This window comes from Pseudomonas fluorescens, assembly GCF_000967965.1.
Classification (GTDB): Bacteria; Pseudomonadota; Gammaproteobacteria; order Pseudomonadales; family Pseudomonadaceae; genus Aquipseudomonas; species Aquipseudomonas grandcourensis.
The window spans coordinates 325,992-351,298 of record NZ_LACC01000011.1 but is presented as its reverse complement, the minus strand read 5'-3'; the positions used below and the strand labels follow the sequence as shown (position 1 = coordinate 351,298).

At 60.8% G+C, this 25,307-nt stretch carries 27 protein-coding genes; 17 read left to right on the top strand and 10 right to left on the bottom strand.

What is annotated here, in order from left to right:
* The first annotated feature begins 1 nt into the window (after position 1).
* The 4 genes from VC35_RS08635 to VC35_RS08620 are packed head-to-tail and all read left to right on the top strand — an operon-like array spanning position 2 to position 2,564.
* Complete coding sequence (locus VC35_RS08635; RefSeq protein ID WP_046039232.1) at positions 2-436, top strand: DUF4426 domain-containing protein; 435 nt, start codon at positions 2-4, stop codon at positions 434-436.
* Positions 433-1,029, top strand: coding sequence for an RdgB/HAM1 family non-canonical purine NTP pyrophosphatase (gene rdgB / locus VC35_RS08630; RefSeq protein ID WP_046039230.1), 597 nt, complete (start codon positions 433-435; stop codon positions 1,027-1,029). Before VC35_RS08635 ends, rdgB begins: the two co-directional genes overlap by 4 nt.
* Positions 1,026-2,231: a radical SAM family heme chaperone HemW gene (gene hemW, locus VC35_RS08625; RefSeq protein WP_046039228.1), complete on the top strand. Its 1,206-nt coding sequence runs from the start codon at positions 1,026-1,028 to the stop codon at positions 2,229-2,231. The genes rdgB and hemW overlap by 4 nt, the downstream gene beginning before the upstream one ends.
* Positions 2,232-2,240: 9 nt before the next feature.
* The gene (locus VC35_RS08620; protein WP_007987827.1) at positions 2,241-2,564 is read left to right on the top strand and encodes a DUF3392 domain-containing protein; all 324 of its coding nucleotides are present in this window, start codon (positions 2,241-2,243) and stop codon (positions 2,562-2,564) included.
* Positions 2,565-2,697: 133 nt separating this feature from the next.
* On the opposite strand, the gene trmB is transcribed toward VC35_RS08620, so the two are convergent.
* The 4 genes from trmB to VC35_RS08600 all read right to left on the bottom strand — a co-directional run bounded on the left by trmB (position 2,698) and on the right by VC35_RS08600 (position 4,950).
* Entirely contained in the window at positions 2,698-3,423 is a 726-nt protein-coding gene (trmB, locus tag VC35_RS08615; RefSeq protein WP_046039226.1) for a tRNA (guanosine(46)-N7)-methyltransferase TrmB, read from the bottom strand.
* Positions 3,424-3,432: 9 nt separating this feature from the next.
* The gene (locus VC35_RS08610) at positions 3,433-4,227 is read right to left on the bottom strand and encodes a thiazole synthase (RefSeq protein WP_008051425.1); all 795 of its coding nucleotides are present in this window, start codon (positions 4,225-4,227) and stop codon (positions 3,433-3,435) included.
* Between the two features lie 60 nt (positions 4,228-4,287).
* Complete coding sequence (gene thiS / locus VC35_RS08605; protein WP_162184594.1) at positions 4,288-4,488, bottom strand: sulfur carrier protein ThiS; 201 nt, start codon at positions 4,486-4,488, stop codon at positions 4,288-4,290.
* A 90-nt stretch (positions 4,489-4,578) separates the two neighbouring features.
* A complete protein-coding gene (locus VC35_RS08600) occupies positions 4,579-4,950 on the bottom strand; it encodes a DUF423 domain-containing protein (RefSeq protein ID WP_046039225.1) in 372 nt (123 codons plus the stop codon).
* 74 nt (positions 4,951-5,024) lie between these two features.
* On the opposite strand from VC35_RS08600, the gene mtgA reads away from it, so the two are divergent.
* Positions 5,025-5,747, top strand: a complete 723-nt coding sequence (gene mtgA, locus VC35_RS08595; RefSeq protein WP_046039224.1) for a monofunctional biosynthetic peptidoglycan transglycosylase — start codon at positions 5,025-5,027, stop codon at positions 5,745-5,747.
* 141 nt (positions 5,748-5,888) lie between these two features.
* Here the strand turns inward: mtgA and rpoH are convergent, their stop codons facing one another.
* The 4 genes from rpoH to ftsY form a co-directional block, all read right to left on the bottom strand.
* Positions 5,889-6,743, bottom strand: coding sequence for an RNA polymerase sigma factor RpoH (gene rpoH / locus VC35_RS08590; protein WP_007975386.1), 855 nt, complete (start codon positions 6,741-6,743; stop codon positions 5,889-5,891).
* A 120-nt stretch (positions 6,744-6,863) separates the two neighbouring features.
* Positions 6,864-7,886 (bottom strand): permease-like cell division protein FtsX, encoded by a 1,023-nt coding sequence (gene ftsX / locus VC35_RS08585; protein WP_046039223.1) that lies wholly within the window; start codon positions 7,884-7,886, stop codon positions 6,864-6,866.
* A complete protein-coding gene (gene ftsE / locus VC35_RS08580) occupies positions 7,883-8,554 on the bottom strand; it encodes a cell division ATP-binding protein FtsE (RefSeq protein ID WP_007975383.1) in 672 nt (223 codons plus the stop codon). Before ftsE ends, ftsX begins: the two co-directional genes overlap by 4 nt.
* A complete protein-coding gene (gene ftsY, locus VC35_RS08575; RefSeq protein ID WP_046039221.1) occupies positions 8,551-10,092 on the bottom strand; it encodes a signal recognition particle-docking protein FtsY in 1,542 nt (513 codons plus the stop codon). The genes ftsE and ftsY overlap by 4 nt, the downstream gene beginning before the upstream one ends.
* 343 nt (positions 10,093-10,435) lie before the next feature.
* Here ftsY and VC35_RS08570 point away from each other — a divergent pair, with 343 nt between their 5' ends.
* The 7 genes from VC35_RS08570 (at position 10,436) to VC35_RS08540 (ending at position 18,716) form a co-directional block, all read left to right on the top strand.
* A complete protein-coding gene (locus VC35_RS08570; protein ID WP_046039219.1) occupies positions 10,436-11,791 on the top strand; it encodes a M16 family metallopeptidase in 1,356 nt (451 codons plus the stop codon).
* Positions 11,784-13,274: a M16 family metallopeptidase gene (locus VC35_RS08565; RefSeq protein WP_046039217.1), complete on the top strand. Its 1,491-nt coding sequence runs from the start codon at positions 11,784-11,786 to the stop codon at positions 13,272-13,274. Before VC35_RS08570 ends, VC35_RS08565 begins: the two co-directional genes overlap by 8 nt.
* Complete coding sequence (gene rsmD, locus VC35_RS08560) at positions 13,274-13,870, top strand: 16S rRNA (guanine(966)-N(2))-methyltransferase RsmD (protein WP_046039216.1); 597 nt, start codon at positions 13,274-13,276, stop codon at positions 13,868-13,870. The genes VC35_RS08565 and rsmD overlap by 1 nt, the downstream gene beginning before the upstream one ends.
* 125 nt (positions 13,871-13,995) lie before the next feature.
* Entirely contained in the window at positions 13,996-15,342 is a 1,347-nt protein-coding gene (locus tag VC35_RS08555; protein ID WP_046039215.1) for a M16 family metallopeptidase, read from the top strand.
* A complete protein-coding gene (locus tag VC35_RS08550) occupies positions 15,335-16,780 on the top strand; it encodes a M16 family metallopeptidase (RefSeq protein ID WP_046039214.1) in 1,446 nt (481 codons plus the stop codon). The genes VC35_RS08555 and VC35_RS08550 overlap by 8 nt, the downstream gene beginning before the upstream one ends.
* A 73-nt stretch (positions 16,781-16,853) precedes the next feature.
* Positions 16,854-17,873 carry a hydrolase gene (locus VC35_RS08545; protein ID WP_185754757.1) on the top strand — a complete coding sequence of 340 codons (1,020 nt, stop codon included), beginning with the start codon at positions 16,854-16,856 and terminating at the stop codon, positions 17,871-17,873.
* A 3-nt stretch (positions 17,874-17,876) separates the two neighbouring features.
* Complete coding sequence (locus tag VC35_RS08540) at positions 17,877-18,716, top strand: AraC family transcriptional regulator (RefSeq protein ID WP_046039213.1); 840 nt, start codon at positions 17,877-17,879, stop codon at positions 18,714-18,716.
* 69 nt (positions 18,717-18,785) lie between these two features.
* On the opposite strand, the gene VC35_RS08535 is transcribed toward VC35_RS08540, so the two are convergent.
* Together VC35_RS08535 and VC35_RS08530 are read right to left on the bottom strand one after the other, a co-directional pair.
* Positions 18,786-19,640: a sulfurtransferase gene (locus VC35_RS08535; protein ID WP_046039212.1), complete on the bottom strand. Its 855-nt coding sequence runs from the start codon at positions 19,638-19,640 to the stop codon at positions 18,786-18,788.
* A gap of 32 nt (positions 19,641-19,672) precedes the next feature.
* A complete protein-coding gene (locus tag VC35_RS08530) occupies positions 19,673-20,344 on the bottom strand; it encodes a TetR/AcrR family transcriptional regulator (protein ID WP_046039211.1) in 672 nt (223 codons plus the stop codon).
* Between the two features lie 145 nt (positions 20,345-20,489).
* On the opposite strand from VC35_RS08530, the gene VC35_RS08525 reads away from it, so the two are divergent.
* The 5 genes from VC35_RS08525 to VC35_RS08505 all read left to right on the top strand — a co-directional run bounded on the left by VC35_RS08525 (position 20,490) and on the right by VC35_RS08505 (position 25,213).
* On the top strand, positions 20,490-21,920 hold the full coding sequence (locus tag VC35_RS08525; RefSeq protein WP_046039210.1) for a coniferyl aldehyde dehydrogenase: 1,431 nt from the start codon (positions 20,490-20,492) through the stop codon (positions 21,918-21,920).
* Between the two features lie 28 nt (positions 21,921-21,948).
* Positions 21,949-22,494, top strand: coding sequence for a hypothetical protein (locus VC35_RS08520; protein ID WP_046039207.1), 546 nt, complete (start codon positions 21,949-21,951; stop codon positions 22,492-22,494).
* A 128-nt stretch (positions 22,495-22,622) separates the two neighbouring features.
* Entirely contained in the window at positions 22,623-24,218 is a 1,596-nt protein-coding gene (locus tag VC35_RS08515; protein WP_046039205.1) for a GMC family oxidoreductase, read from the top strand.
* Between the two features lie 115 nt (positions 24,219-24,333).
* Entirely contained in the window at positions 24,334-24,813 is a 480-nt protein-coding gene (coaD, locus tag VC35_RS08510) for a pantetheine-phosphate adenylyltransferase (RefSeq protein ID WP_046039203.1), read from the top strand.
* A gap of 148 nt (positions 24,814-24,961) precedes the next feature.
* On the top strand, positions 24,962-25,213 hold the full coding sequence (locus VC35_RS08505) for a YfhL family 4Fe-4S dicluster ferredoxin (protein ID WP_003195146.1): 252 nt from the start codon (positions 24,962-24,964) through the stop codon (positions 25,211-25,213).
* Positions 25,214-25,307 lie beyond the last annotated feature (94 nt).

The following is a 25,307-nucleotide window of genomic DNA, read 5'->3' as shown; positions in this document are numbered from 1 at the left end:
CATGGGTCGTCTAGCGTTGTTTCTACTCACTGCCTGCCTGAGCGTCACCACCATGGCCGCCGACGCCATCAAGAGCGAACGCAAGGAAACCTTCGGTGACGTGACGGTGCACTACAACACCTTCAACTCCACCTACCTGCTACCGGACGTTGCCAAGGCCGCCCAACTGACCCGCAGCAAGGATCAGGGCGTGATCAACATTACGGTGATCAAGGCCGGCACGCCGATGACGGCCGAGGTCAGCGGCACCGTCAAAGACCTGACCAGCCAAAGCTACACACTGAACTTCAAGCAGGTCACCGAGCAAGGAGCGATCTACTACATCGCCCAATACCCAGTACCCCAGCAGGAAGTCCGCACCTTCGACATCAAGGTGCAGACCGGCGACAAGATCAACACCATCAATTTCAACCAAGAGCTCTTCCCTGGCCAATGATCAACTTCACGCAACTCGTACTGGCCAGCCATAACGCCGGCAAACTCAAGGAACTCCAGGCCATGCTCGGCGAGTCGGTGCATCTGCGCTCGATTGGCGAGTTCAGCAGCGTCGAACCTGAAGAGACTGGTTTGTCGTTCGTCGAGAACGCCATCCTCAAGGCCCGCAATGCCGCGCGCATTTCCGGCCTGCCGGCGCTGGCCGACGACTCAGGGCTGGCGGTAGATTTCCTTGGCGGCGCGCCAGGTATCTACTCGGCGCGTTATGCCGACGGCAAGGGCGATGCGGCGAACAACGCCAAGCTGCTCGACGTGTTGAAAGTCGTGCCTGAAGCCGAACGCGGCGCGCAGTTCGTATGCGTGCTGGCACTGGTGCGCCACGCCGACGATCCGCTGCCGATCCTCTGCGAAGGTCTGTGGCATGGGCGAATCCTGACCCAGGCCAGCGGCGAGCACGGTTTTGGCTACGACCCGCTGTTCTGGGTGCCGGAGCGCGATTGCTCCAGTGCCGAAATGAGCCCTGGCGACAAGAACCAGATCAGCCACCGAGCCCGTGCAATGGATCTGCTGCGCCAGCGTCTGGGCTTGAAATGACCCGTGAATCATCCGCGTCGCCGCTGATCTTCGGCGGCGACGCTCAATCGCCTCGGGCGGCCCTGCCTGTGCTGCCGCCGCTGGCGCTGTACATCCACATCCCGTGGTGCGTGCGCAAATGCCCTTATTGCGACTTCAACTCCCACACCGCCAGCCCCGTGCTGCCGGAAGAAGAGTACGTCGACGCCTTGCTGGCCGATCTCGATCAGGACCTGCACGCCGTTTATGGTCGTGAGCTGAGCTCGATTTTCTTTGGTGGCGGCACGCCAAGCCTGTTCAGCGCTGATTCGCTGGGGCGCTTGCTCAAAGGCGTCGAACAGCGCATTCCGTTTGCCAGCGACATCGAAATCACGCTGGAAGCCAATCCGGGGACGTTCGAGCAAGACAAGTTCGTCGCGTACCGGAAACTGGGGATCAATCGCCTGTCGATCGGCATCCAGAGCTTCCAGCAAGAAAAGCTTGAGGCCCTGGGGCGGATCCACAACGGCGACGAAGCCGTACGTGCCGCCGGCATGGCGCGGCAGGCCGGGTTCGACAACTTCAACCTGGACTTGATGCATGGCTTGCCGAATCAGTCCCTGGACGATGCCTTGGCGGACCTGCGCACAGCCATCGCCCTGAAACCGACACACCTGTCGTGGTATCAACTGACCCTGGAACCGAACACGGTGTTCTGGAACCAGCCGCCGACACTGCCGGAAGACGACACGCTGTGGGACATTCAGGAAGCCGGGCAAGCGCTGCTCGCCGAACACGGTTACGCGCAATACGAAGTCTCGGCCTACGCCCTGCCCGGTCGCCCGGCGCGCCACAACCTCAATTACTGGAGTTTTGGCGACTTCATTGGCATCGGCGCCGGCGCCCATGGCAAGCTCAGTCATCCGGACGGACGCATCATTCGCACCTGGAAGACGCGCCTGCCGAAGGATTACCTGAATCCGGCGAAGAATTTCCTGGCTGGCGAGAAAGCGCTGGGCAACGATGAAATGCCGTTCGAATTCCTGATGAACGCGCTGCGCCTGACTGAAGGCGTCGAATCGCGGCTGTACCCGGAACGTACCGGCATGACGCTGGAAAGCCTTGCTGAAGGCCGCCGTGAAGCCGAACAAAGCGGCCTGTTGCAGGTCGAACCGTCACGTCTGGTAGCCACGATGCGCGGACAACTCTTCCTCAACGACTTGCTGCAGAAATTTCTGACATAAGGAAATCGAATGGATTTGGTACTCGACCTGCTTGCCACCGTGTCTCGCTGGAGCCGCAGCAACCTCTCGGAAATCGCCCTGGCCTTGGTGGGCTGCCTGCTGGTGCTGTTCGGTGCGGATTTCAAAGGCTGGGTCGAGCAGCGCCTGGGCAGCATCGCCGGCGCGTTGCGCGTGCCGCTGATGTCCCTGCTGTGCATGATCGGCAGCGGCGCGGCACTGATCTACGCCACGCCGTGGGTCGTGCGCGGCTTGAGCCAGTTCAACAACTACAGCCTGGCGCCGGTGTTGCTGGTGGTGCTGGTGTTGATTGGCGTGGTCGCTGACCGCCGCTGATTTTTTTGCCGAATACAAAACAACTGTAGGAGCGAGCCTGCTCGCGATAGCGGTCTGACAGTCAACTCAGATGTTGAATGTCATGGCCTCATCGCGAGCAGGCTCGCTCCTACAGTTTTTACAGCATTACGGCTTAGGACTGTTTCTCGAACTTCAAATCCCACACACCATGCCCAAGACGTTCGCCACGGCGTTCGAACTTGGTGATCGGGCGCTCGGCCGGGCGCGGCACGCACTTGCCGTCTTCAGCGAGGTTGCGGTAACCCGGCGCGACGCTCATCACTTCCAGCATGTACTCGGCGTACGGCTCCCAGTCAGTGGCCATATGCAGAATGCCGCCGACTTTCAACTTGCTGCGCACCAACTCAGCGAATGACGCCTGAACGATACGGCGCTTGTGGTGACGGCTCTTGTGCCACGGATCCGGGAAGAACAGCATCAGGCGATCGAGGCTGTTATCGGCCACGCAGCGGTTGAGCACTTCGATCGCATCGCAATCGTAGACCCGCAGGTTGGTCAGGCCTTGCGTCAGCACGCCATTGAGCAACGCACCGACACCCGGACGGTGCACTTCGACGCCGATGAAATCCTGATCCGGTGAAGCCGCTGCCATTTCCAGCAGCGAATGGCCCATACCGAAACCGATTTCCAGCGAGCGCGGTGCCGAGCGACCGAACACCTGGTCGAAATCCACCGGCGCATCGGCCAGCGGCAGCACGAACAGCGGAGTGCCCTGCTCCAGGCCCTTTTGCTGGCCTTCGGTCATGCGCCCGGCGCGCATCACGAAACTCTTGATGCGGCGGTGTTGGCGCTCGTCGCCTTCTTCCGTCTGGATTGGCGTGTCGTTCGATTCAGTCATCAATGGCTCTTACTTGATCAGACCATCCAGCGGCGAAGAGGCGCTGGCATAGAGTTTTTTCGGCATGCGGCCGGCGAGGTAGGCCAGGCGACCTGCGACGATCGCATGTTTCATGGCTTCAGCCATCATGACCGGCTGCTGGGCGTGGGCAATGGCCGAGTTCATCAGCACCGCATCACAACCCAGCTCCATGGCAATAGTGGCGTCGGAAGCGGTACCGACACCGGCATCCACCAGCACCGGGATTTTGGCTTCTTCGAGGATGATCTGCAGGTTGTATGGATTACAGATCCCCAGACCGGAGCCGATCAGACCGGCCAGCGGCATCACCGCGATACAGCCGATTTCCGCCAATTGACGGGCGATGATCGGATCATCACTGGTGTAGACCATCACGTCGAAGCCTTCCTTGACCAGCGTTTCGGCGGCCTTGAGGGTTTCGATCACGTTGGGGAACAGGGTTTTCTGGTCGGCCAGCACTTCCAGCTTCACCAGGTTGTGGCCATCGAGCAGCTCACGGGCCAGGCGGCAGGTGCGCACGGCTTCGATGGCGTCGTAGCAACCGGCGGTGTTCGGCAGGAAAGTGTAGCGATCCGGCGACAGCACATCGAGCAGGTTCGGCTCGCCCTCGATCTGGCCAAGGTTGGTGCGGCGTACGGCGAAGGTGACGATCTCGGCACCCGAGGCTTCGATGGCCAGGCGGGTTTCTTCCATGTCACGGTACTTGCCGGTACCGACCAGCAAACGCGACTGGTAAGTACGACCGGCCAGGACGAAAGGCTTGTCGCTGCGAACGATGCTCATGGGAAATCCTCTGTAGGGGTGAGGTACTTGCAGAATTCTGTGGCCACTGGGCCGAGGCTGCTAGCCGCCGCCGATGGCGTGCACGACTTCGACGTTGTCGCCGTCGTTCAACGCGGTGTCTGCGTGCTGACTGCGCGGGACGATATCCAGATTGAGTTCGACCGCCACCCGGCGTCCGGTCAGGTCCAGACGGGTCAGCAGGGCCGCAACGGTTTCACCGTCGGGCAGTTCAAGGGATTCGCCGTTCAACTGAATGCGCATGCCGGATGCCGCCATCATTTTTAGGGGCTGGCATTCTAGCCCGATCAGTCAGGTCGACCCAAGCCATTCGTCATGAAATGGACCGTTAAGTCAGCTCAGGCGCCAGGCGGCAAGTCCGAGGCAAAACCAGCCCACCAGGAAGGCCAGGCCACCGAACGGGGTGATGATGCCGAGCTTGCTGATGCCCGTCAGCGTCAATACATACAGGCTGCCGGAGAACAGCAGGATACCGATGGCAAACGACGCAGCGGCCCATGTGGCGAGTCGACCGGGAATTTGCGTGGCCAGCGCTGCGATACCGAGCAACGCCAGGGCGTGAACCAATTGATAGGTGACGCCGGTGTGGAAGATCGCCAGGTACTCGGCGCTCAGGCGGTCCTTCAAGCCATGGGCGGCAAAGGCCCCGAGGCCGACACCGGTGAAGCCGAAAAAAGCGGCCAGTATCAGAAAGCCACGCAGCATGCAGAACTCCAGTCAGTTTCGATCCAAAGGGTCTGTATAATGGCCCGCTCAACGGGTTCGGCCAAGCCATCTCTATGCTGCGTATCTATTTCCGTCATTTCTCCAAGGCCGTGCTCTGGTTCATGGGTGGCAGCGTATTGCTGGTGCTGATCTTTCGCGTGGTACCGCCGCCAGGGACGATGCTAATGGTCGAGCGCAAGATCGAGTCCTGGTTCGACGGTGAACCCATCGACCTGCAACGGACCTGGAAACCCTGGGACGAGATCTCTGATGACCTGAAAGTCGCGGTGATTGCCGGCGAAGACCAGAAATTCCCGGAACATTGGGGCTTCGATATCGGCGCGATTCAGGCGGCGTTTGCCCATAACGAGCGCGGCGGTTCGATCCGTGGCGCCAGCACCCTGAGCCAGCAAGTCTCGAAGAACCTGTTCCTGTGGTCTGGCCGCAGCTGGCTGCGCAAAGGCCTGGAAGCCTGGTTCACCGGACTGATCGAAGTGTTCTGGCCCAAGCAGCGGATTCTTGAGGTGTACCTCAACAGCGTCGAGTGGGATGACGGTGTGTTTGGCGCTGAAGCGGCGGCCCGGCATCACTTTGGTGTGAGCGCCAGAAACCTCAGCCGTCAGCAATCGAGCTTGTTGGCCGCCGTACTGCCCAATCCTCGTGTGTGGAGTGCGAGCCATCCGACTTCCTACGTTTCGCGTCGGGCGGGCTGGATTCGGCAGCAGATGAGCCAACTGGGTGGCGACAGCTATCTGGTCGGGCTGAACGATTCGCGCCGGGCGCCTTGGGCCGAGTAACCGATCACCATTTTTTGAAACACTGAAGATCCCTGTGGGAGCAAGCTTGCTCCCACAGGTTCAATGTGATGCAAACAAATCAGGCACAAACAAAAACGCCCCGATCAATGATCGGGGCGTTTTTTATTGCCTGCTCGCCAGTTACGCAGCGATCGACAACTTGAGCTTGTTCATCGCGCTCTTCTCGAGTTGGCGAATACGCTCGGCCGACACGTTGTACTTCTGCGCCAGGTCATGCAGCGTGGCTTTTTCTTCCGCCAGCCAGCGCTGGTAGAGGATGTCACGGCTGCGGTCGTCCAGCACTTCCAGCGCTTCGTGCAGGTTGTGGTTGGAGTTGTCGCTCCAGTCGGCATCTTCCAGTTGACGGGCCGGGTCGTACCGGTGGTCTTCCAGATAGTTGGCCGGCGACTGGAAAGCACTGTCGTCGTCCGCTTCGGCAGCCGGGTCGAAGGCCATGTCATGGCCAGTCAGGCGGCTTTCCATCTCGCGCACTTCCCGAGGCTCTACACCGAGGCTTTCCGCTACGCGATGGACTTCCTCGTTGTTCAGCCAGGCCAGACGCTTCTTCTGGCTGCGCAGGTTGAAGAACAACTTGCGCTGGGCCTTGGTGGTCGCGACTTTCACGATGCGCCAGTTGCGCAGGATGAACTCGTGGATTTCCGCCTTGATCCAGTGCACGGCAAAGGACACCAGGCGCACGCCCATTTCCGGGTTGAAGCGCTTCACGGCCTTCATCAGGCCGACGTTGCCTTCCTGGATCAGGTCAGCCTGAGCCAGACCGTAGCCGGAATAGCTACGGGCGATATGTACGACAAAACGCAGGTGGGCGAGCACCATCTGCCGAGCCGCCCCCAAATCCTGCTCATAATAGAGACTCTCGGCCAGTTCACGCTCCTGCTCCGGCGACAGCAATGGAATGCTGTTGACGGTGTGCACATAGGCCTCCAGGTTCGCACCCGGGACCAGAGCATATGCAGGTTGCAAAGAATTGGTCATACGAAAAAACCTCCGACTTACAAACTCGTGCAGTTCAGCACTGCGAAAATTGACCGGAAACCGAAAGACAAGTTCCCTAAAACCCAAAAACGCTGAAAGGTCAATACGAGCAAAATGATACTACTTAGGCGCAAGCTCCCTCAGGTGGCGTGCGACTGCAATCCATGCACCGATATACCCCAACAGCACCGCGCCAAGCAAGAGAGACAGACCGTCGGCAACTGGCACTCCAGCCAGCGCAAAATCACTGCCGTACAATCCGGCCAGCCCTACCACCGCGTCGTTCAGCCAATCAAGGCCGAACGCCAGTACACCCCAGGACAGAATCCCCGCACCGAAGCCATACAACGCGCCCATATACAGAAAGGGCCTACGCACATAGCTGTCAGTGCCGCCGACCAGTTTAATCACTTCTATCTCTGTGCGGCGGTTTTCAATATGAAGACGAATGGTATTGCCTATCACCAAAAGTAATGCAGAAACCAGAAGCACGGTCAGACCGAAGACAAAACGGTCACCCAGCTTGAGGATGGCTGCCAGACGCTCGACCCAGACTAAATCAAGTTGCGCCTGTTGTACCTTCGGCAGCTCGGATAGTTTTTGTCTTAATGCTTCAAGGGCCGGCTTGTCGACTTCGGCCGGCGTCACCAGGACCACGCCCGGCAGCGGGTTCTCTGGCAATTCCTTGAGCGCCTCGCCCAGCCCGGACTGTTGCTGGAACTCTTCCAGCGCTTGATCCCGGCCAACATATTCGGCATCGGCGACGCCAGGCATGCCCTTGATCTGATCGCGCAGCGATTCGCCTTCGGCCGGCTTGGCCTCAAGGTCCAGATACAGGGAAATCTGCGCCGCGCGCTGCCAGGAACCACCCAGACGCTCGACGTTACTTAGCAAAAGTGACAGCCCCATGGGCAAACTCAGGGCCACCGCCATCACCATGCAGGTGAAGAAACTGCCGATGGGCTGCTTGCCCAGGCGGCGCAGGCTGTCCACCAGACTGGCGCGATGACTTTCGATCCAGGCACGGAACAACGTGGCAAAGTCCGGACCGTCGTCATCATCGCGTTTTTTCTTTTGCGGCTGCGGATCGGCGGCCTTCGGGGCCACGCGCTCGGAAACCTTGGGGCTACGTGTTGCACTCATACCGCGGCCTCCCCGTCACCGATCAATCGACCGCGTTGCAGCGTCAGCATGCGATGGCGCATGCGGGCGATCAGGGCCAGGTCGTGACTGGCGATCAGCACGCTGGTGCCGAGGCGGTTGATGTCTTCGAACACACCCATGATCTCGGCGGCCAAACGCGGGTCGAGGTTACCGGTCGGTTCATCCGCCAGCAGCAAGGCCGGACGATGGACGATGGCACGGGCGATGCCGACGCGCTGCTGCTGACCGGTGGACAGGTCGCCCGGGTACAAGTCGGTTTTATCCGACAGCGCCACACGCTCCAGTGCCGAGTCCACGCGCTTGGCGATCTCGGCCTTGGACAACCCCAGGATCTGCAAAGGCAACGCGACGTTATTGAACACCGTGCGATCGAACAGCAACTGGTGATTCTGGAACACCACACCGATCTGTCGGCGCAAGAAAGGAATCTGCGCGTTGCTGATGGTGCTCAGGTCTTGCCCGGCGAGCAGCAGCTTGCCGCTGGTCGGGCGCTCCATCGCCAGCAACAGGCGCAACAGCGTGGATTTACCGGCACCGGAATGGCCGGTGACAAACAAGAACTCGCCACGGCGGACTCGAAAGCTCAGCTCATGCAAGCCGACGTGACCGTTCGGGTAGCGCTTACCGACCTGTTCGAAACGAATCATGAACGCTCCCGTTCGGCAAACAATGCCTGGACAAAGGGTTCTGCTTCAAAGGTACGCAAATCGTCGATGCCTTCGCCGACGCCAATGTAGCGGATCGGCAGGCCGAATTGCTTGGCCAGGGCGAAAATCACCCCGCCCTTGGCGGTGCCGTCGAGCTTGGTCAGCGCCAGGCCGGTCAGTTCAACGGTCTGGTTGAATTGCTTGGCCTGGTTGATGGCGTTCTGGCCGGTGCCGGCGTCAAGCACCAACAGCACTTCGTGAGGTGCGTCGGCATCGAGCTTGCTGATCACCCGGCGAACCTTTTTCAGCTCTTCCATCAAGTTGTCTTTGGTGTGCAGGCGGCCGGCGGTGTCGGCGATCAGGACATCGATGCCACGAGCCTTGGCGGCCTGCACGGCGTCGAAGATCACCGAAGCCGAGTCGGCGCCAGTGTGCTGTGCGATCACCGGGATCTTGTTGCGCTCGCCCCAGACCTGCAATTGCTCCACCGCCGCGGCACGGAAGGTATCCCCGGCGGCGAGCATGACTTTCTTGCCTTCCAGTTGCAGTTTCTTCGCCAGCTTGCCGATGGTGGTGGTCTTGCCGGCACCGTTGACGCCGACGACCAGAATCACGAACGGCTTGTTCTGCGAGGTGATTTTCAGCGGCTGCTCGACAGGCCTGAGCATCGCTGCCAGCTCGGCTTGCAGGGATTTGTACAGGGCATCGGCGTCGGCCAGCTCCTTGCGCGCAACCTTCTGCGTCAGACGCTGAATGATCACCGAGGTGGCTTCGACACCGACGTCGGCGGTCAGCAAACGGGTTTCGAGGTCTTCGAGCAGTTCGTCATCAATGACTTTTTTGCCCAGGAACAGACTGGCCATGCCTTCGCCGATACTGGCGCTGGTCTTGGACAGGCCCTGCTTGAGGCGGGCAAAGAAACCGGCTTTGGTTTCTTCGGTGCGTACCGGCTCGACCGGGGTTTCGACGGGCGCCGCGATAGGCTCAGGAATCGGAGCGGGTGCCGGTGCTTGTGCAACCGGAGCAACCGGAGCAACCGGAGCAACCGGAGCAACCGGAGCAACGAATACCGGAACCTCTGGCTGGCTGACAACGGGCACAGGCTCGGCCACGACGACTGGTTCAACAATCGGTTCGTCCACAGGCGCATGAACCGGTGCAGGCATAAACGCCGCCGGGGCCGGAATCGGCGGGGTCACGTGGGGGGCCAGGTCATTTTCGACCAATGCCACCGGCTCCTCCGCCACGGGCAAGGTCAGCCATGGCTCGGGAGTCGGGGCCGGCGGCTGTTCGGTGACGATTTCGCTGACGGGTTCGGGAACGGCTTCAACCTTGGGTTGCAGCAACGGCTCGGCAATCGGCAGAACAACCGGAGCGGGCGCTTCTTCTATTACCGGGCCCGGCGTCGGCGCTGGCTCAGGAATGGCTTGTGGCTGTTCGACGACGGGTTCCTGCGGCTTTTTGCGCAGCCATCCGAACAGGCTTTTCTTCTCGCCAGCCGCAGCTGGGGTCTTCTTGTCGTCGTTGGAACCAAACATGGAGGACGGCTATCTCACGGTAGCGACGCGCCAATGGCGCCCCGGCAAATAAATATTCAATGCAGAACAGACTGTGTTTCACCCAGCTTGTTCACGCGCAACATTTTGTCGAGGTGCTCATCGGCGCCTCAAGGAATCGATTTCTCATAGGACTAAAGCAGCAAAATCGGCGAAAACGCGGAATTCAGTTGATAAATATCCACCTTCCGTCGCAAACCCATTCAACCTGATCAAGCATAAAGGCCTGATAGGCGTGGCCGCCGCTAAAACGGATCAGTATCCTAGCACCCTCTCGCCCGCTGACGCTAAGAACAAGCGGGCAGCCCCAAAGGTTTGAAAACGAATGAATGCTCTTGCCCGCCGCGCCGCTGGCCTGCTGCTCAGCACAGTTTGCCTGCCCCTTTCGGCCCTGGCTGCCGACCCGCAACCCACCCACGAATTCACTCTCGACAATGGCTTGAAGGTGGTCGTGCGCGAAGACCACCGTGCGCCCGTGGTGGTTTCCCAGGTCTGGTACAAGGTCGGCTCCAGCTACGAGACACCGGGCAATACCGGCCTGTCCCACGCCCTGGAGCACATGATGTTCAAGGGCAGCGAGAAAGTCGGCCCCGGCGAAGCCTCGCTGATCCTGCGCGACCTCGGTGCCGAAGAAAACGCATTCACCAGCGATGATTTCACCGCGTACTACCAGGTGCTGGCCCGGGATCGCCTGGGCGTGGCCTTCGAGCTGGAAGCCGACCGCATGGCCAGCCTGCGCCTGCCACCCGATGAGTTCGCCAAGGAAATCGAAGTCATCAAGGAAGAGCGCCGCCTGCGCACCGACGACAAGCCGATGGCCAAGGCCTACGAGCGCTTCAAGGCCATGGCCTACCCGGCCAGCGGCTATCACACGCCGACCATCGGCTGGATGGCCGACCTTGAGCGGATGAAAGTCGAAGAGCTGCGCCACTGGTACGAAACCTGGTACGTGCCCAACAACGCCACGCTGGTGGTGGTTGGCGATGTCACCCCGGACGAAGTCAAAACCCTGGCCCAACGCTATTTCGGCCCGATCGCCAAGCGTGAAGTGCCCGCCGCGAAAAAGCCGCTGGAACTGGCCGAACCGGGCGAGCGCCAGATCACTCTGCACGTGCAGACCCAACTGCCTAGCCTGATGCTGGCCTTCAACGTGCCGAGCATCGCCACCGCCGAAGACAAGCGCCTGGTCAATGCCCTGCGCCTGATCTCGGCACTGCTCGATGGCGGCTACAGCGGTCGCATCCCGACGCAACTGGAGCGCGGAGAAGAACTGGTGTCCGGCGGCTCGTCGAGTTACGACGCCTACACCCGTGGCGACAGCCTCTTTACCCTGTCGGCATCGCCAAACTCGCAGAAACACAAGACCATCGCCCAGGCGCAAGCCGGTTTGTGGAAGCTGCTCGACCAGCTGAAAACCACGGCGCCTACCGCCGAAGAGCTGGAACGCGTACGCGCACAAGTCATCGCCGGCCTGGTCTTCGAGCGCGACTCGATCACCAGTCAGGCCACGGCCATCGGCCAACTGGAAACCGTCGGCCTGTCGTGGAAACTGATGGACACCGAACTGTCCGATCTGGAAAGCGTCACGCCGGAAGATATCCAGAAAGCCGCCAAGCTGTATTTCACCCGCGAACGTCTCAGCGTCGCCCATGTACTGCCTCTGGAGACGACTCATGAGTGAGCGTAAACCCTCTCGCCTGGCCCTGATCGGCCTGGTCGCCGTCGCCGTTATCGGTTCCGCAGCGTTCTATTTGTCGCGCCCTGAGCAAACCAATGCCAGCGAAGCCCTGGACAAGGCCAAGGCCAGCCAGAAACTGCAATCGCTGACCGAACTCAACGGTAAGGCACCGGACCACCGCAAGCTGGATGTGCAGACCTGGAACACCGCCGAAGGCACCAAGGTGCTGTTTGTCGAAGCCCATGAGCTACCGATGTTCGACATGCGCCTGATCTTCGCTGCCGGCAGCAGCCAGGACGGCGACGCACCGGGCCTGGCGGTGTTGACCAACGCCATGCTCAACGAAGGCGTGGCCGGCAAAGACGTCGGTGCCATTGCCCAGGGCTTCGAAGGCCTGGGCGTCGATTTCGGCAACGGCGCTTATAAGGACATGGCAATCGCTTCGCTGCGCAGCCTGAGTGCCAAGGACAAGCGCGAGCCAGCCCTGAAGCTGTTCGCCGAAGTCGTCGGCAAACCGACCTTCCCCGCCGACTCGTTTGCCCGCATCAAGAACCAGATGCTCGCCGGCTTCGAATACCAGAAACAGAATCCCGGCAAACTGGCGAGCCTGGAACTGATGAACCGCTTGTACGGTGATCACCCATACGCGCATTCCAGCGACGGCACGGCGAAAACCGTCCCGGCGATCACCGTGGCCCAACTGCGTGCTTTCCACGAGAAAGCCTACGCAGCCGGCAATGTGGTGATCGCACTGGTCGGCGACCTGTCGCGCGCGGAAGCGGAAGCGATTGCCGCCCAGGTTTCCAGCGCCCTGCCCAAAGGCCCGGCCTTGCCGAAAATTGCCCAACCGGTCGAGCCCAAGGCCAGCGTCGGCCATATCGAGTTCCCGTCCAAGCAGACCAACCTGATGCTCGCGCAACTGGGCATCGACCGCGACGATCCGGACTACGCTGCGTTGTCCATGGGTAACCAGATTCTCGGTGGCGGCGGCTTCGGCACCCGCTTGATGAGCGAAGTGCGCGAGAAGCGTGGCCTGACTTACGGCGTGTATTCGGGTTTCACCCCGATGCAGGCGCGTGGCCCGTTCATGATCAACCTGCAAACCCGCGCCGAGATGAGCGAGGGCACCCTGAAACTGGTGCAGGATGTGTTGGCCGACTACCTTAAAACCGGTCCGACCGAAAAAGAACTCGACGACGCCAAGCGCGAACTGGCCGGCAGCTTCCCGCTGTCCACCGCGAGCAATGCCGATATCGTCGGCCAGCTTGGCGCCATCGGTTTCTACAACTTGCCGTTGAGTCACCTGGAAGACTTCATGCAACAGTCCCAGGACTTGACCGTCGAGCAGGTCAAAGCCGCCATGAACAAACACCTGAGCACGGACAAGATGGTCATCGTCAGCGCTGGCCCGACCGTGCCGCAAAAGCCGTTACCGGCCCCTACTGATAAACCTTCCGAGCAACCGCTCGGGGTTCCGGAGCATTAATGGCCCATCCTAAAAAACCCGCCAAGAACGTCCATAACGGCGTGAACCAGTTGCGCATCATCGGCGGCGAATGGCGCAGCCGGAAGCTGAGTTTCCCCGACGCCCCAGGCCTGCGCCCGACGCCGGACCGAGTGCGTGAAACCCTGTTCAACTGGCTCGCGCCTTACGTGCCGGGCGCCAAGGTGCTCGACCCGTTCACCGGCAGTGGCGCACTGTTCCTCGAAGCCCTGTCCCGTGGCGCAGCCATGGGCCAGGCGCTGGACGCCAGCAGTATCGCGGTGTCCAGCCTGAAGGAACACCTGGGCACGCTGCGTTGCACCAACGGCCAGGTCCAGACCGCCGACGCCCTGCGCTACCTGGAAACCCAGACCGCAACGGCCTACGACCTGGTGTTCCTCGATCCGCCGTTCAACCAGAACCTGCTGCCTGCCGTTTGCAAGTTGCTCGAAGAGCGCCAATGGCTGGCGGAAGACGCCTGGGTGTACACCGAAAGCGAGTCGGCGCCGTCGACCCTGGGCCTACCGGAGAACTGGCGCCTGCACCGGGAGCAGAAATCCGGGCGCGTGTATTACTCGTTGTGGCAACGCAGCGCCTGACATTTCGGCGGGGCGACTGCCCCAAACCGGTTGTGAAGTGCACTACATAGTTACCGCCTGACGTCCTTCCGGATCATCCACAGTGGTTTGCGCAATTAACTGCAAACCACTGAGGATGAACACGGATGAACATCTCCCGCAGCATATTTGTGCTGCCCTTTATCGCCTGGCTGCCGCTCATGGCCAGCGCAGCGACCCCTCCTGCGACGCAAGACTTCGTACTGGATAACGGCCTCAAGGTTGTCGTGCGCGAGGACCACCGCTCCCCCATCGTCACCGCCCAACTCTGGATCAAGGTCGGTTCAAGCTACGAACCGCCCGGCCAGTCCGGCCTGTCCCACGCCCTCGAACACATGGTCTACAAAGGCAGCAGCAAGGCCTGCGCCGGCGAGTTCGCGGTGATACTGGAAAAGCTTGGCGCCAATCAAAACGCATATACCGGCACTGACTTCACGGTCTTTTACCAGACACTGCCTTCCGGCCGCACTGGCGTCGCTTTCGAAATACTGGCCGACCTGATGAATACGGCCGAGCTGGATGCACAGGACTTCACGCCGGAGCTCAAGGTCATTCAGGAGGAGCGCCGGATGCGCGTTGATGATGAGATCACCGTGTCTGCTCACGAACGACTGAACAGCATCGCCCACCCGGCCAGCGGCTACCGCACCCCGACGATTGGCTGGATGCACGATCTGCAACGAATGAACGCCGTGCAATTGCGGCAGTGGTATCAGGCCTGGTATTCGCCAAGCAATGCGACGCTAGTGGTCGTTGGCGATGTTGCGCCTGAGCGGATCAAAGCCCTGGCACTGCAGCACTTCGGCCACCTTGAGCGACGTGCGACACCCGTGGCGCCTGCCCCCGTCGAGCTGGCTTCTGCCGGTGAACGGTCACTGACCCTGCATGCACCCGTAGCCTCCCCGCGCCTGATCATGAGCTTCAACGCGCCCAGCCTGGCCACGGCACCGGATCGTCGGACCGCCCATGCCCTGCGCTTGCTCGATATGTTACTGGCCGGATCCAGTAGCGCGCGGATCAAACAGCAACTGCAACGGAGCGAGGCGATATTCACTGAGGCCAACTCAGAGTACGACGCCTTCAATCGCGGTGATTCGTTGCTGACCATCAGCACCCAGCTCAACCCGGACAAGCTCAATGACGCTGACGAAGGCCTCGCCCGCCTGTGGCAAGTGATCGAATCACTGAAGAGCAAGGCACCGGAACCGGCAGAACTGGAGCGCGCGAAAAACCTTGTGATCGCTAACACGGTTTATGCGCAGGATGATCTGGAAGGGCAGGCCAACACCCTGGGCCTGCTGGAAACCATCGGTCTGGACTGGCGGCTAACCGATCAGGACACGGATGAGCTGAACAAGGTCACTCCCCTGGATATTCAACAAGTCGCAAAGACTTACCTGACGCGTGAGCGCCTGAGTACCGCGAAAATCCTGCCGGAGAAAAACAATGGATAAGCTCAAAGGTCTCATCAATGGATTGATCCTGGCCGGCATGCTGTTGAGTGCACAGGCCCCTGCCGCTGCAACCACGGAGGCCCGGAAACCGGGGCTGCAATCGCTCAATGAACCACAGGCTCCGGCGACCCAACGTACGCTGCCGATCAAGGGTTACAAAACTCTCGGCGGAACGAAGATCCTGTTCATCCGCACCCCTGGCCTGCCGATGTTCGATGCTCTTGTAAGCTTTGCCGCCGGCAGCGCCCACACACCGATTCAACCCGGCCTGGCCGCTGTCACCTATAGCCTTTTGAACGAAGGAGTGACCGGCAAGGACGTCAACGCCATACAGGCGACGTTCGATAATCTGGGTGCAAGGATGAATATGGGTATCAGCCAGGACCGGACCTGGTTTTCCCTGCGTAGTCTGAGTGACGAATCACGGCGCACTCCAGCCCTGGAGCTGTTTGCCCAGGTACTCGGCAAACCGCTGTTGCCGCAAGAGTCCCTGCCTGGGGTGAAATCCCAATTGCAGTACTTTCTGGACCTTGAAGACCAGTCCCATGCCGCTCAAGCCCGACAAGCGAACCTCGCTCAGCTGTTTCCCGAGCACGGCAATGCTCAGTCCCTCTACGGAACCCGGGCCGGGCTTGCCTCCATCACCCGCTCCTTGGCGCAAGACTTTCATCGCGAGGCTTATGCCGCAGGCAATGCCCAGATCACACTGGTCGGTGACCTCACCGAGGAAGAAGCCCAGCGTATTGGTACGCAGATTTCCGCGGCCTTGCCCCTGGGACCGGCCGCTGCCGCGATCAAGCCAGTGACAAGTCCAACAGCCCCGAGCTTGCTGCGCGTTGAACGACCATCGACCCAGGCTTACCTGCGCCTCGCCCAGCCAAGTGACCTGCGAAGCGGTCCGGACTACGTCGCGCTGCAAATGGCCATGCGGATTTTCACCAACCGGCTGACCAATGAACTGCGTGAACGCCGAGGCCTGACCTATCACGTCAAAGCCGACCTTTCTGCCCTTCAGGCACAAGGGTTGCTGACCATTGAACTGCAAACCCGACCAGAGCAGGCCGATGCCGTGCTGGCCCATATCAAGACGATGTTCAGCGACTTTCTCGCCCAAGGGCCGACCCGACAGGAACTCGAAGACAGCCAACAGCAACTGACCGGTAGCGCGCCACTGAACAGCGTCACCAATATGCAGATTCTGAGACAGTTGTACGCCATCAGCGCGCACAATCTGCCGCTGGACCTCGACTTTGCCACGCAAGCAGCCTTGAAGCTGAGCCCCGCCTCAATCAAAAGCGCGCTCAATCGGCATCACCACGCCGATCAATGGCGCGTTGTCATCCTGGGGCCGAAGACAGATCAACAACCGCTGCCAGCTCCGAGCGAAAGCGCAACCAATGCCATGTGTCGCATGCCTGGCGAGAATGTGGCAAGTTAGACAGCCATGATGACGCGGTCGCGGCGCTGTCCCGCCGCGTCTTCGGGCAGACGCATGAACACTTCCACCGAGAATGACTGTGCAATCGCACCCCGCACTGGCCTCACCGCCGCCCTTTACCCCCGCCTTCGGCCTCGGCAATCCGCACTTGCAAACCTTGTGGGGGCCGTTGTGGCGTAAAACCGTGCACATCGGCCGCGAACGCGAACGTCTTTGGCTTGAAGACGGCGACTTTCTCGACCTCGACTGGCATGGCCCGCACAGCGCCGACGCACCGCTGGTGCTGGTGTTGCACGGGCTCACCGGTTCGTCGAATTCGCCTTACGTTGCCGGCATGCAAAAAGCCCTGGGTGACCGAGGCTGGGCCAGCGTCGCGCTGAACTGGCGCGGCTGTTCGGGCGAACCCAACCTGTTGCCGCGCAGCTACCATTCCGGCGCCAGCGAAGACCTGGCCGAAACCATCAGGCACTTGCGAGCCAAACGACCTCTCGCGCCACTGTATGCGGTGGGTTACTCCCTGGGCGGTAATGTCCTGCTCAAGCATTTGGGCGAAACCGGCAGCGACAGCGGTGTGATGGGCGCCGTGGCGGTGTCGGTGCCGTTCCGCCTGGACCAGTGCGCCGACCGCATCGGCCAGGGCTTCTCCAAGGTTTACCAGGCGCATTTCATGCGCGAGATGGTTGCCTATATCAAGAACAAACAACGACAGTTCCAGCACGACGGACGCGAGGAGGGCCTGGCAGCCCTGGCGGCCCTCGGATCACTGGAAAACATGCGCACGTTCTGGGATTTCGACGGTCGCGTCACCGCGCCACTGCACGGTTTCGCCGATGCAGAGGATTACTATCGCCGCGCCTCCAGCCGCTATTTCCTTGGCGAAATCCGTACGCCGACCTTGATGATTCAGGCCGCCGACGACCCCTTCGTGTTTCCCCACAGCCTGCCGCACGTCGATGAGTTGTCCCCTTGCACGCAATTCGAACTGCAAGCCAAGGGCGGGCATGTCGGCTTCGTCGACGGTACGCTCACGCAACCTGGCTACTACCTGGAGCGGCGCATCCCCGAGTGGCTGGCCGCCTCAGGGCGCACTTGAATCATAGATGCTGACCAAGGCGAGTCAATTCACTTCTGGCAAACCCCGCCGCTGGCCGGGGTCGAGCTATTGTCCGCACGCTACATCGATCATCGTTTCGCCCCTCATGTGCATGACGGCTATGTGATCGGCATGATCATGGCCGGCGCCCAGCGTTATCGCTATCGCGGTGCCGAACACCTGGCGGGCAGCGGCACGCTGGTGCTGATCAATCCCGATGAATTGCACACCGGCCATAAAGGCACCGAGGATGGCTGGCTGTACCGGGCGTTCTATCCGGACAGCGAGCAGATGACCTCCCTGCTGGCTGAACTCGAACTGCCGACCCATCACTTGCCGGCCTTCGGTGCCACGCTGTATCGCGACCAGGATCTTGTGAACGGCTTCTGCCAACTCCACCGCTTGCTGGAAAGCCCCGCCACCGCATTGCAGCAACAAACGGTCTGGCGCGAACTGGTGCTGTCGCTGTTGCAGCGTCATGCGGCGGTGCCCGATGCCGGCAAACCCGGCAAGGAACACCGGGCCGTGAGCCTGGCCAAGGAATTGCTGCACGCACAATTGGCAGCACCACCCTCGCTGGAGGCGCTGGCGGCGGCGGTCAATCTCTCGCCATTCCATTTCGCCCGGGTGTTCCGCCGGGCCACCGGCATGCCGCCGCACACCTGGCTGATGCAACAACGCATCGCCCAGGCGCGGGCGTTGCTGCAACGTGGTTGTTTGCCGCTGGAAGTCGCGATGCAACTGGGGTTTGCCGACCAGAGCCATCTGAGCCGGCAGTTCAAGCAGGTGTATGGAGTTGGACCGGGGGCGTATCGCAGTGCAAAACGGGGACTTGAGGTTTAACCAGGTCTCAAAAACACCATCCATCCCTGTGGGAGCGAGCAAGCTCGCTCCCACAGGGATGGATGGTGTTTATTCGCCGGTGGCGATGCCCCGCGCAGGCTCGTTGATCCATTCGCTCCACGACCCGGCATACAACGAACCCAACGGATAACCGGCCAGACACAACGCAAACAGGTTGTGGCACGCCGTCACGCCGGAACCGCAGTACGCCACCAGATCATTCGGCGAGCGATCGCCCAGTTTCGCGGCGAAACGCTGCTTGAGCTGATCGGCCGGCAGAAAACGCCCGTCACTGCCCAGGTTGTCGGTAAACGCCGCACACTGGGCACCGGGAATGTGCCCGGCGATCGGATCGATCGGTTCCACTTCACCCTTGAAACGCGGCAATGCACGGGCATCGAGCAGGGTCAGTTCCGGCCGCGCGAGGCGCTTTTGCAACTGCTCGGCATCGATCAGCAACGCCAAGTCAGGACTGCCGGTGAAGGAGCCACGGGTAATCGCCGGCGCATCCAGGCTCAGCGGCAAACCGGCCGCGTGCCAGGCCTTGAGACCGCCATCGAGGATGAATACACCGTCGCGCTTGCCCAACCATGCCAGCAACCACCAGGCCCGCGCCGCATAGGCCCCCGGACCGTCGTCATACAGAACCACTTCGCTATCGGCGTTGATGCCCCAGGCTTGCAGGCGCTCGATCAGTTGCGCCGGCTCGGGTAACGGATGACGCCCGGTCACGCCCTTGACCACCGCGCCACTCAGATCACGCTCGAGGTCGGCATAGCTCGAACCGGCGATGTGCCCTTCGGCATAGCTGCGCTGGCCGTAATCCGGGTCTTCGAGGGCAAAACGACAATCCAGAATCACCAGCCCCGGCTGGTCCTTTTTCAGGTCCAGTGCTTGCGGGCTGATCAGTTGCGCAATGGGCATAGCGGGCTCCTGTGATTAACTCGGCCTTGATCCTACTGTACTTCTTCCAGTGCCTGGGCGAGGGGCACGTAAAACTCGTCGAACAAGGCGCTGACCGCATCGCGGGCCTCATCCGTGACAAACCCGGCTTCCAGCACCAGCACCTGATACACCCCGCGTTTAATGGCCTGCTCGCTCAAGTGGCTGGAGTTCTCTCGCGTGGTGCACAGGAAACGTACCCAGGACGTGAGGATGATCCAGGCATTGAGCGTCAGGGACTCGATCTGCACCTTGTCCATCTTCAGGATACCGGCGGCGACGAAACCTTCGTAGATCGCCGAACCCTGGATCAGGCAGCGCTGGGAGAAGCGTCGATAGCGGTCGGCCAGGTCCGGATCGCTGTCGAGCAAATGTTCGAGGTCGCGATGCAGAAACCGGTAGCGCCACATCGCCGACAGCAGTTCCTTGAGGTAGAAACGTTTGTCTTCCACCGTGGCGGCGCGTCCCTGGGGCGGGCGCAGGAAGCTGTCCACCAGGCTTTCGTACTCGCTGAACAACACGGCGATGATCGCCTGCTTGTTCGGGAAGTGGTAGTACAGGTTGCCCGGGGAAATTTCCATGTGGGCAGCAATGTGGTTGGTACTGATGCTGCGCTCGCCCTGCTGGTTGAACAGCTCCAGGCTGTTCTGCACGATGCGCTCGCTGGTTTTGATCCGTGGGGCCATGGCTTGAGCTTTAATTCAGAGTGCGTTGACGGGCATCTTAGATCTATCCGCGAGCGGATAAAACAAAGCTGTTCCAGGATGTCATTTGACTTTTTAGAGCATAGACTCTAAAAAGTGCTTCATTACAATAAATCCGGAGCCGACCATGACTGCTGAAATTTCCTACCTGCAGAACCTACAGCAGCCGCTGGAAGAGCTTCAGGCCCTGTTCGACGCCCAGCGTGCCGCCTACGCCGCCAACCCGATGCCACCGGCCGCGCAGCGCCAGCAATGGCTCAAGGCGCTAAAGGATTTGTTGAACAATGAGCGCCAGGCCCTGATCGATGCGATCAGCCAGGACTTCAGTAATCGCAGCGCCGATGAAACCCTGCTCGCGGAGTTGATGCCCAGCCTGCACGGCATCCATTACGCCAGCAAACATCTAAAGGGCTGGATGCGAGCCTCGCGACGCAAGGTGGGCGCAGCCTTCCAACCGGCTTCGGCCAAAGTGGTTTACCAACCGCTGGGCGTGGTCGGGGTCATCGTGCCGTGGAACTACCCGTTGTACCTGGCCATCGGACCGTTGGTCGGCGCACTGTCGGCGGGCAATCGGGTGATGCTCAAGCTCAGTGAGTCGACCCCTGCGACCGGCCTGCTGATGAAGCAACTGCTGGCGCGAATCTTCCCCGAAGACCTGGTTTGCGTGGTTCTGGGCGAGGCGGATATGGGCGTGGCGTTTTCACGCCTGCCGTTCGATCACCTGCTGTTCACCGGCGCCACCAGCATCGGCAAACACGTGATGCGCGCCGCCGCGGAAAACCTGACCCCGGTGACCCTGGAACTGGGCGGCAAGTCCCCGGCCATCGTTTCCCGGGATGTACCACTCAAGGACGCCGCCGAGCGCATCGCCTTCGGCAAAACCCTGAACGCCGGCCAGACCTGCGTGGCCCCGGACTACGTGCTGGTGCCGGAGGATCGCGTCGGAGGTTTCGTCGAAGCCTATCGCACAGCCGTCCGCGGGTTTTATCCGACGCTGGCCGACAACCCGGACTACACCGCAATCATCAATGAGCGACAACTGGCGCGTCTCAACGGCTACGTCAGCGACGCCACCAGCAAGGGTGCGCTGCTGATGCCGCTGTTCGACCAGGGCCAGGGCCGCCGCATGGGCCATAGCCTGCTGCTCAACGTCACGGACGAGATGACGGTGATGCAGGACGAAATCTTCGGGCCGTTGCTGCCGATCGTGCCGTACAAGGATCTGGACCAGGCATTTGCCTACATCAACCAGCGCCCTCGCCCACTGGCGCTGTATTACTTCGGCTACGACAAGCGCGAACAACAGCGTGTGCTGCACGAAACACATTCCGGCGGTGTGTGCCTGAACGACACCCTGCTGCACGTTGCCCAGGACGACATGCCGTTTGGCGGTATTGGTGCTTCGGGCATGGGCCACTACCACGGCCATGAAGGGTTCCTGACCTTCAGCAAGGCCAAGGGCGTGCTGATCAAACAACGGTTCAACGCGGCGAAGTTGATCTATCCGCCGTACGGCAAATCCATCCAGAAGCTGATCCAGAAGCTGTTCATCCGCTAACAATCATCACAGTCGGGTAATAACAATAATGACCCCCAGCCTGTCCGATACACCCGCGCTGTCACGACGCGGGCTGCTTAAATTCAGCCTCGGCGCCACAGCTTTCCTCGCCACCGCCGGGCTCGGAGCCAGCCTCAGCGGTTGCTCGTCGAGCGTCCCGGCCAATGGTTACGTCACGTTACGCAGCGGCGATCTGCTGTTTTTGCGGGCGTTGATACCGGTCATGCTCGACGGTGCCGTGACCGCCGAACGGATGCCCGAGGCTGTCGAGGGCACACTGAAAAGCCTGGATTACAACCTCGCCCACCTGTCGCCGGAAATGCTCAAGCTGACCCAACAACTGTTCGATGTGCTGGGCATGGCCGTGACCCGCGGACCGCTGACCGGGATCTGGGGCAGCTGGGAAAACGCCAGCGCCAATGACATCCGAGCTTTTCTCGATCGCTGGGAAAACAGCTCGTTGAGCCTGTTGCGCATGGGCCACAGCTCCTTGCTGCAACTGGTGATGATGGCCTGGTACGGCCGCAAGGAATCGTGGGCGCATTGCGGGTATCCCGGGCCACCAACGGTCTGAAACCGTGGCGACCAAATCGCGAGCAGGCTCGCTCCCACAGGAGATTGCATAACCCTTGTGGGAGCGAGCCTGCTCGCGAAGGCGATCTTGTTAACACCACCAAACATAATAAAAAAGAGAACCCAAAGATGCCCGTACCCGATCCGTTCCGCGAAGGCATGGCCCGAGGCTGGAAAACCTACAACGGCTCGCAACTGACCCAGGACCTGACACTCGAAGCGGACGTGGCGATCATCGGCAGCGGAGCCGGCGGCGGCACCACCGCCGAAATCCTCAGCGCGGCCGGCTACAAGGTGCTGCTGATCGAGGAAGGCCCGCTCAAGACCAGCAGCGACTTCAAGCTGCTCGAAGACCAGGCCTACGCCAGCCTTTATCAGGAAGGCATCGGCCGCATGAGCAAGGACGGCGCGATCACCATCCTCCAGGGCCGGGCGGTGGGCGGTACCACGCTGATCAACTGGACTTCCAGTTTCCGCACCCCGGAGCCGACCCTGGAACACTGGGCCAAAGAGCACAGCGTCAAGGGCCACAGCCCGGCGGAAATGGCACCGTGGTTCGAAAAAATGGAACAACGCCTGGGTGTCGCGCCGTGGATGGTGCCACCCAACGCCAACAATGATGTGATCCGCAAGGGCTGCGAAGCACTGAATTACTCATGGCACGTCATCCCGCGCAACGTTCGCGGCTGCTGGAACCTCGGCTACTGCGGCATGGGCTGCCCGACCAACGCCAAGCAATCGATGATGGTCACCACCATTCCAGCGACCCTGGAAAAAGGCGGCGAGCTGCTTTACCTGGCCCGCGCCGAAAAACTCACGATCAGCGGCGACAAGGTCACCGGCCTGCAATGTTCGGCGATGGATGAACGCTGTGTCGCACCGACCGGGCGCACCATCACGGTCAAGGCGCGGCATTTCGTGCTGGCCGGTGGCGGCATCAACAGCCCGGCCTTGCTGATGCGCTCCGGAGCACCCGACCCGCACAAGCGCCTGGGCAAACGCACGTTCCTGCACCCGGTGAACATGTCCGCCGCGTTGTTCGACGAAGTGGTCAACCCCTTCTACGGCGCGCCGCAGTCGATCTATTCCGACCATTTCCAATGGCAGGACGGCACCACGGGCAAGATGTCCTACAAACTGGAAGTCCCGCCCCTGCACCCGGCGCTGGCCACCACATTGCTCGGTGGTTTCGGTCAGGAAAACTCGCAGCACATGGCCAATCTGGCCCATACCCACGCCATGCTGGCGTTGTTGCGGGACGGTTTTCATCCGGACAGCCCCGGTGGCAGCGTCGAATTGCGCAGCGATGACACGCCGGTACTGGATTACCAGCTATCACCCTACGCCTGGGATGGATTGCGCCGGGCGTTCCATACCATGGCCGAGATCCAGTTCGCCGGTGGCGCCAAGGCCGTGATGCCGATGCACGCCGACGCCCGTTACGTGAAGACCCTCGCCGAAGCGCGCACGCTGATCGACGGCCTGAGCCTGGAGTTGTATCGCACACGCCTGGGCAGCGCCCATGTGATGGGCGGTTGCGCCATGGGTGAAGACCCGACAATCGCGGTGACCGATAGCCTCGGCCGGCATCATCAACTGGGCAATCTGTCGATTCACGACGGCTCGCTGTTCCCCACCAGCATTGGTGCCAATCCGCAGTTGTCGGTCTACGGACTGACGGCGCAACTGGCGACTTCCCTGGCCGAACGTTTAAAAAACCCATGAAAATGACGATAATTCCTATCGTCTATAGTGCTTTCTTACCCAACAGGCGACTTGGCCGACCGGGAAGGCTGCGATACCATCCGACTCCCCAACGGATTCCCGCCAGGACGACGCGATGAACCGAGTGTTGTACCCAGGTACCTTCGACCCTATTACCAAGGGCCATGGCGATCTGGTCGAACGCGCCTCGCGCCTGTTCGATCACGTAATCATCGCCGTCGCCGCGAGCCCGAAGAAAAACCCCTTGTTTCCTCTGGAACAACGGGTAGAACTGGCGCGCGAGGTCACTAAACATCTGCCGAACGTTGAAGTCGTCGGCTTCTCGACGCTGCTGGCGCACTTCGCCAAAGAGAAGAACGCCAACGTGTTCCTGCGTGGTTTGCGCGCGGTGTCGGACTTCGAATACGAATTCCAGCTGGCCAACATGAACCGCCAGCTGGCGCCGGATGTGGAAAGCCTGTTCCTTACACCGTCCGAGCGTTATTCGTTCATTTCCTCGACGCTGGTCCGTGAAATCGCTGCCCTGGGCGGCGATATCACCAAGTTCGTGCACCCTGTGGTGGCGGACGCACTGACCGAACGTTTCAAGAAGTAGGAGCTGCCGCAGGCTGCGATCTTTTCAGCTTTCGCAGCCTGCACCTCTCTGCACTTGATCGCGCCCGCGTGCACTGCGGGCGCCAATGCGGCACAATTGTACGCATTGGTTTATTGCGCCCGGGCTTGCCGCCCCGGCTGGAGTTAGCATGTCCCTGATCATCACCGACGATTGCATCAACTGCGACGTCTGCGAACCCGAGTGCCCGAACGCCGCGATTTCCCAAGGCGAAGAGATCTACGTGATCGACCCGAACCTGTGCACCCAGTGTGTCGGCCACTACGACGAACCGCAGTGCCAGCAGGTCTGCCCGGTGGATTGCATTCCACTGGACGAAGCGCATCCGGAGACTGAAGAACAGTTGATGGAGAAGTACCGGAAAATTACCGGGAAGGCTTAAGCCATTCGACGACTTTTAGGATGCCTTCGCGAGCAGGCTCGCTCCCACAAGGGATTTGTGGGTGGCGCAAATTTAGTGTGGGAGCGAGCCTGCT

Bases quoted from the DNA above. Each gene is read 5' to 3' on its own strand.
- VC35_RS08635 (WP_046039232.1), top strand. From the start codon at position 2: ATGGGTCGTCTAGCGTTGTTTCTACTCACTGCCTGCCTGAGCGTCACC.
- rdgB (WP_046039230.1), top strand. From the start codon at position 433: ATGATCAACTTCACGCAACTCGTACTGGCCAGCCATAACGCCGGCAAA.
- hemW (WP_046039228.1), top strand. From the start codon at position 1,026: ATGACCCGTGAATCATCCGCGTCGCCGCTGATCTTCGGCGGCGACGCT.
- VC35_RS08620 (WP_007987827.1), top strand. From the start codon at position 2,241: ATGGATTTGGTACTCGACCTGCTTGCCACCGTGTCTCGCTGGAGCCGC.
- trmB (WP_046039226.1), bottom strand. From the start codon at position 3,423: ATGACTGAATCGAACGACACGCCAATCCAGACGGAAGAAGGCGACGAG.
- VC35_RS08610 (WP_008051425.1), bottom strand. From the start codon at position 4,227: ATGAGCATCGTTCGCAGCGACAAGCCTTTCGTCCTGGCCGGTCGTACT.
- thiS (WP_162184594.1), bottom strand. From the start codon at position 4,488: ATGCGCATTCAGTTGAACGGCGAATCCCTTGAACTGCCCGACGGTGAA.
- VC35_RS08600 (WP_046039225.1), bottom strand. From the start codon at position 4,950: ATGCTGCGTGGCTTTCTGATACTGGCCGCTTTTTTCGGCTTCACCGGT.
- mtgA (WP_046039224.1), top strand. From the start codon at position 5,025: ATGCTGCGTATCTATTTCCGTCATTTCTCCAAGGCCGTGCTCTGGTTC.
- rpoH (WP_007975386.1), bottom strand. From the start codon at position 6,743: ATGACCAATTCTTTGCAACCTGCATATGCTCTGGTCCCGGGTGCGAAC.
- ftsX (WP_046039223.1), bottom strand. From the start codon at position 7,886: ATGAGTGCAACACGTAGCCCCAAGGTTTCCGAGCGCGTGGCCCCGAAG.
- ftsE (WP_007975383.1), bottom strand. From the start codon at position 8,554: ATGATTCGTTTCGAACAGGTCGGTAAGCGCTACCCGAACGGTCACGTC.
- ftsY (WP_046039221.1), bottom strand. From the start codon at position 10,092: ATGTTTGGTTCCAACGACGACAAGAAGACCCCAGCTGCGGCTGGCGAG.
- VC35_RS08570 (WP_046039219.1), top strand. From the start codon at position 10,436: ATGAATGCTCTTGCCCGCCGCGCCGCTGGCCTGCTGCTCAGCACAGTT.
- VC35_RS08565 (WP_046039217.1), top strand. From the start codon at position 11,784: ATGAGTGAGCGTAAACCCTCTCGCCTGGCCCTGATCGGCCTGGTCGCC.
- rsmD (WP_046039216.1), top strand. From the start codon at position 13,274: ATGGCCCATCCTAAAAAACCCGCCAAGAACGTCCATAACGGCGTGAAC.
- VC35_RS08555 (WP_046039215.1), top strand. From the start codon at position 13,996: ATGAACATCTCCCGCAGCATATTTGTGCTGCCCTTTATCGCCTGGCTG.
- VC35_RS08550 (WP_046039214.1), top strand. From the start codon at position 15,335: ATGGATAAGCTCAAAGGTCTCATCAATGGATTGATCCTGGCCGGCATG.
- VC35_RS08545 (WP_185754757.1), top strand. From the start codon at position 16,854: ATGACTGTGCAATCGCACCCCGCACTGGCCTCACCGCCGCCCTTTACC.
- VC35_RS08535 (WP_046039212.1), bottom strand. From the start codon at position 19,640: ATGCCCATTGCGCAACTGATCAGCCCGCAAGCACTGGACCTGAAAAAG.
- VC35_RS08530 (WP_046039211.1), bottom strand. From the start codon at position 20,344: ATGGCCCCACGGATCAAAACCAGCGAGCGCATCGTGCAGAACAGCCTG.
- VC35_RS08525 (WP_046039210.1), top strand. From the start codon at position 20,490: ATGACTGCTGAAATTTCCTACCTGCAGAACCTACAGCAGCCGCTGGAA.
- VC35_RS08520 (WP_046039207.1), top strand. From the start codon at position 21,949: ATGACCCCCAGCCTGTCCGATACACCCGCGCTGTCACGACGCGGGCTG.
- VC35_RS08515 (WP_046039205.1), top strand. From the start codon at position 22,623: ATGCCCGTACCCGATCCGTTCCGCGAAGGCATGGCCCGAGGCTGGAAA.
- coaD (WP_046039203.1), top strand. From the start codon at position 24,334: ATGAACCGAGTGTTGTACCCAGGTACCTTCGACCCTATTACCAAGGGC.
- VC35_RS08505 (WP_003195146.1), top strand. From the start codon at position 24,962: ATGTCCCTGATCATCACCGACGATTGCATCAACTGCGACGTCTGCGAA.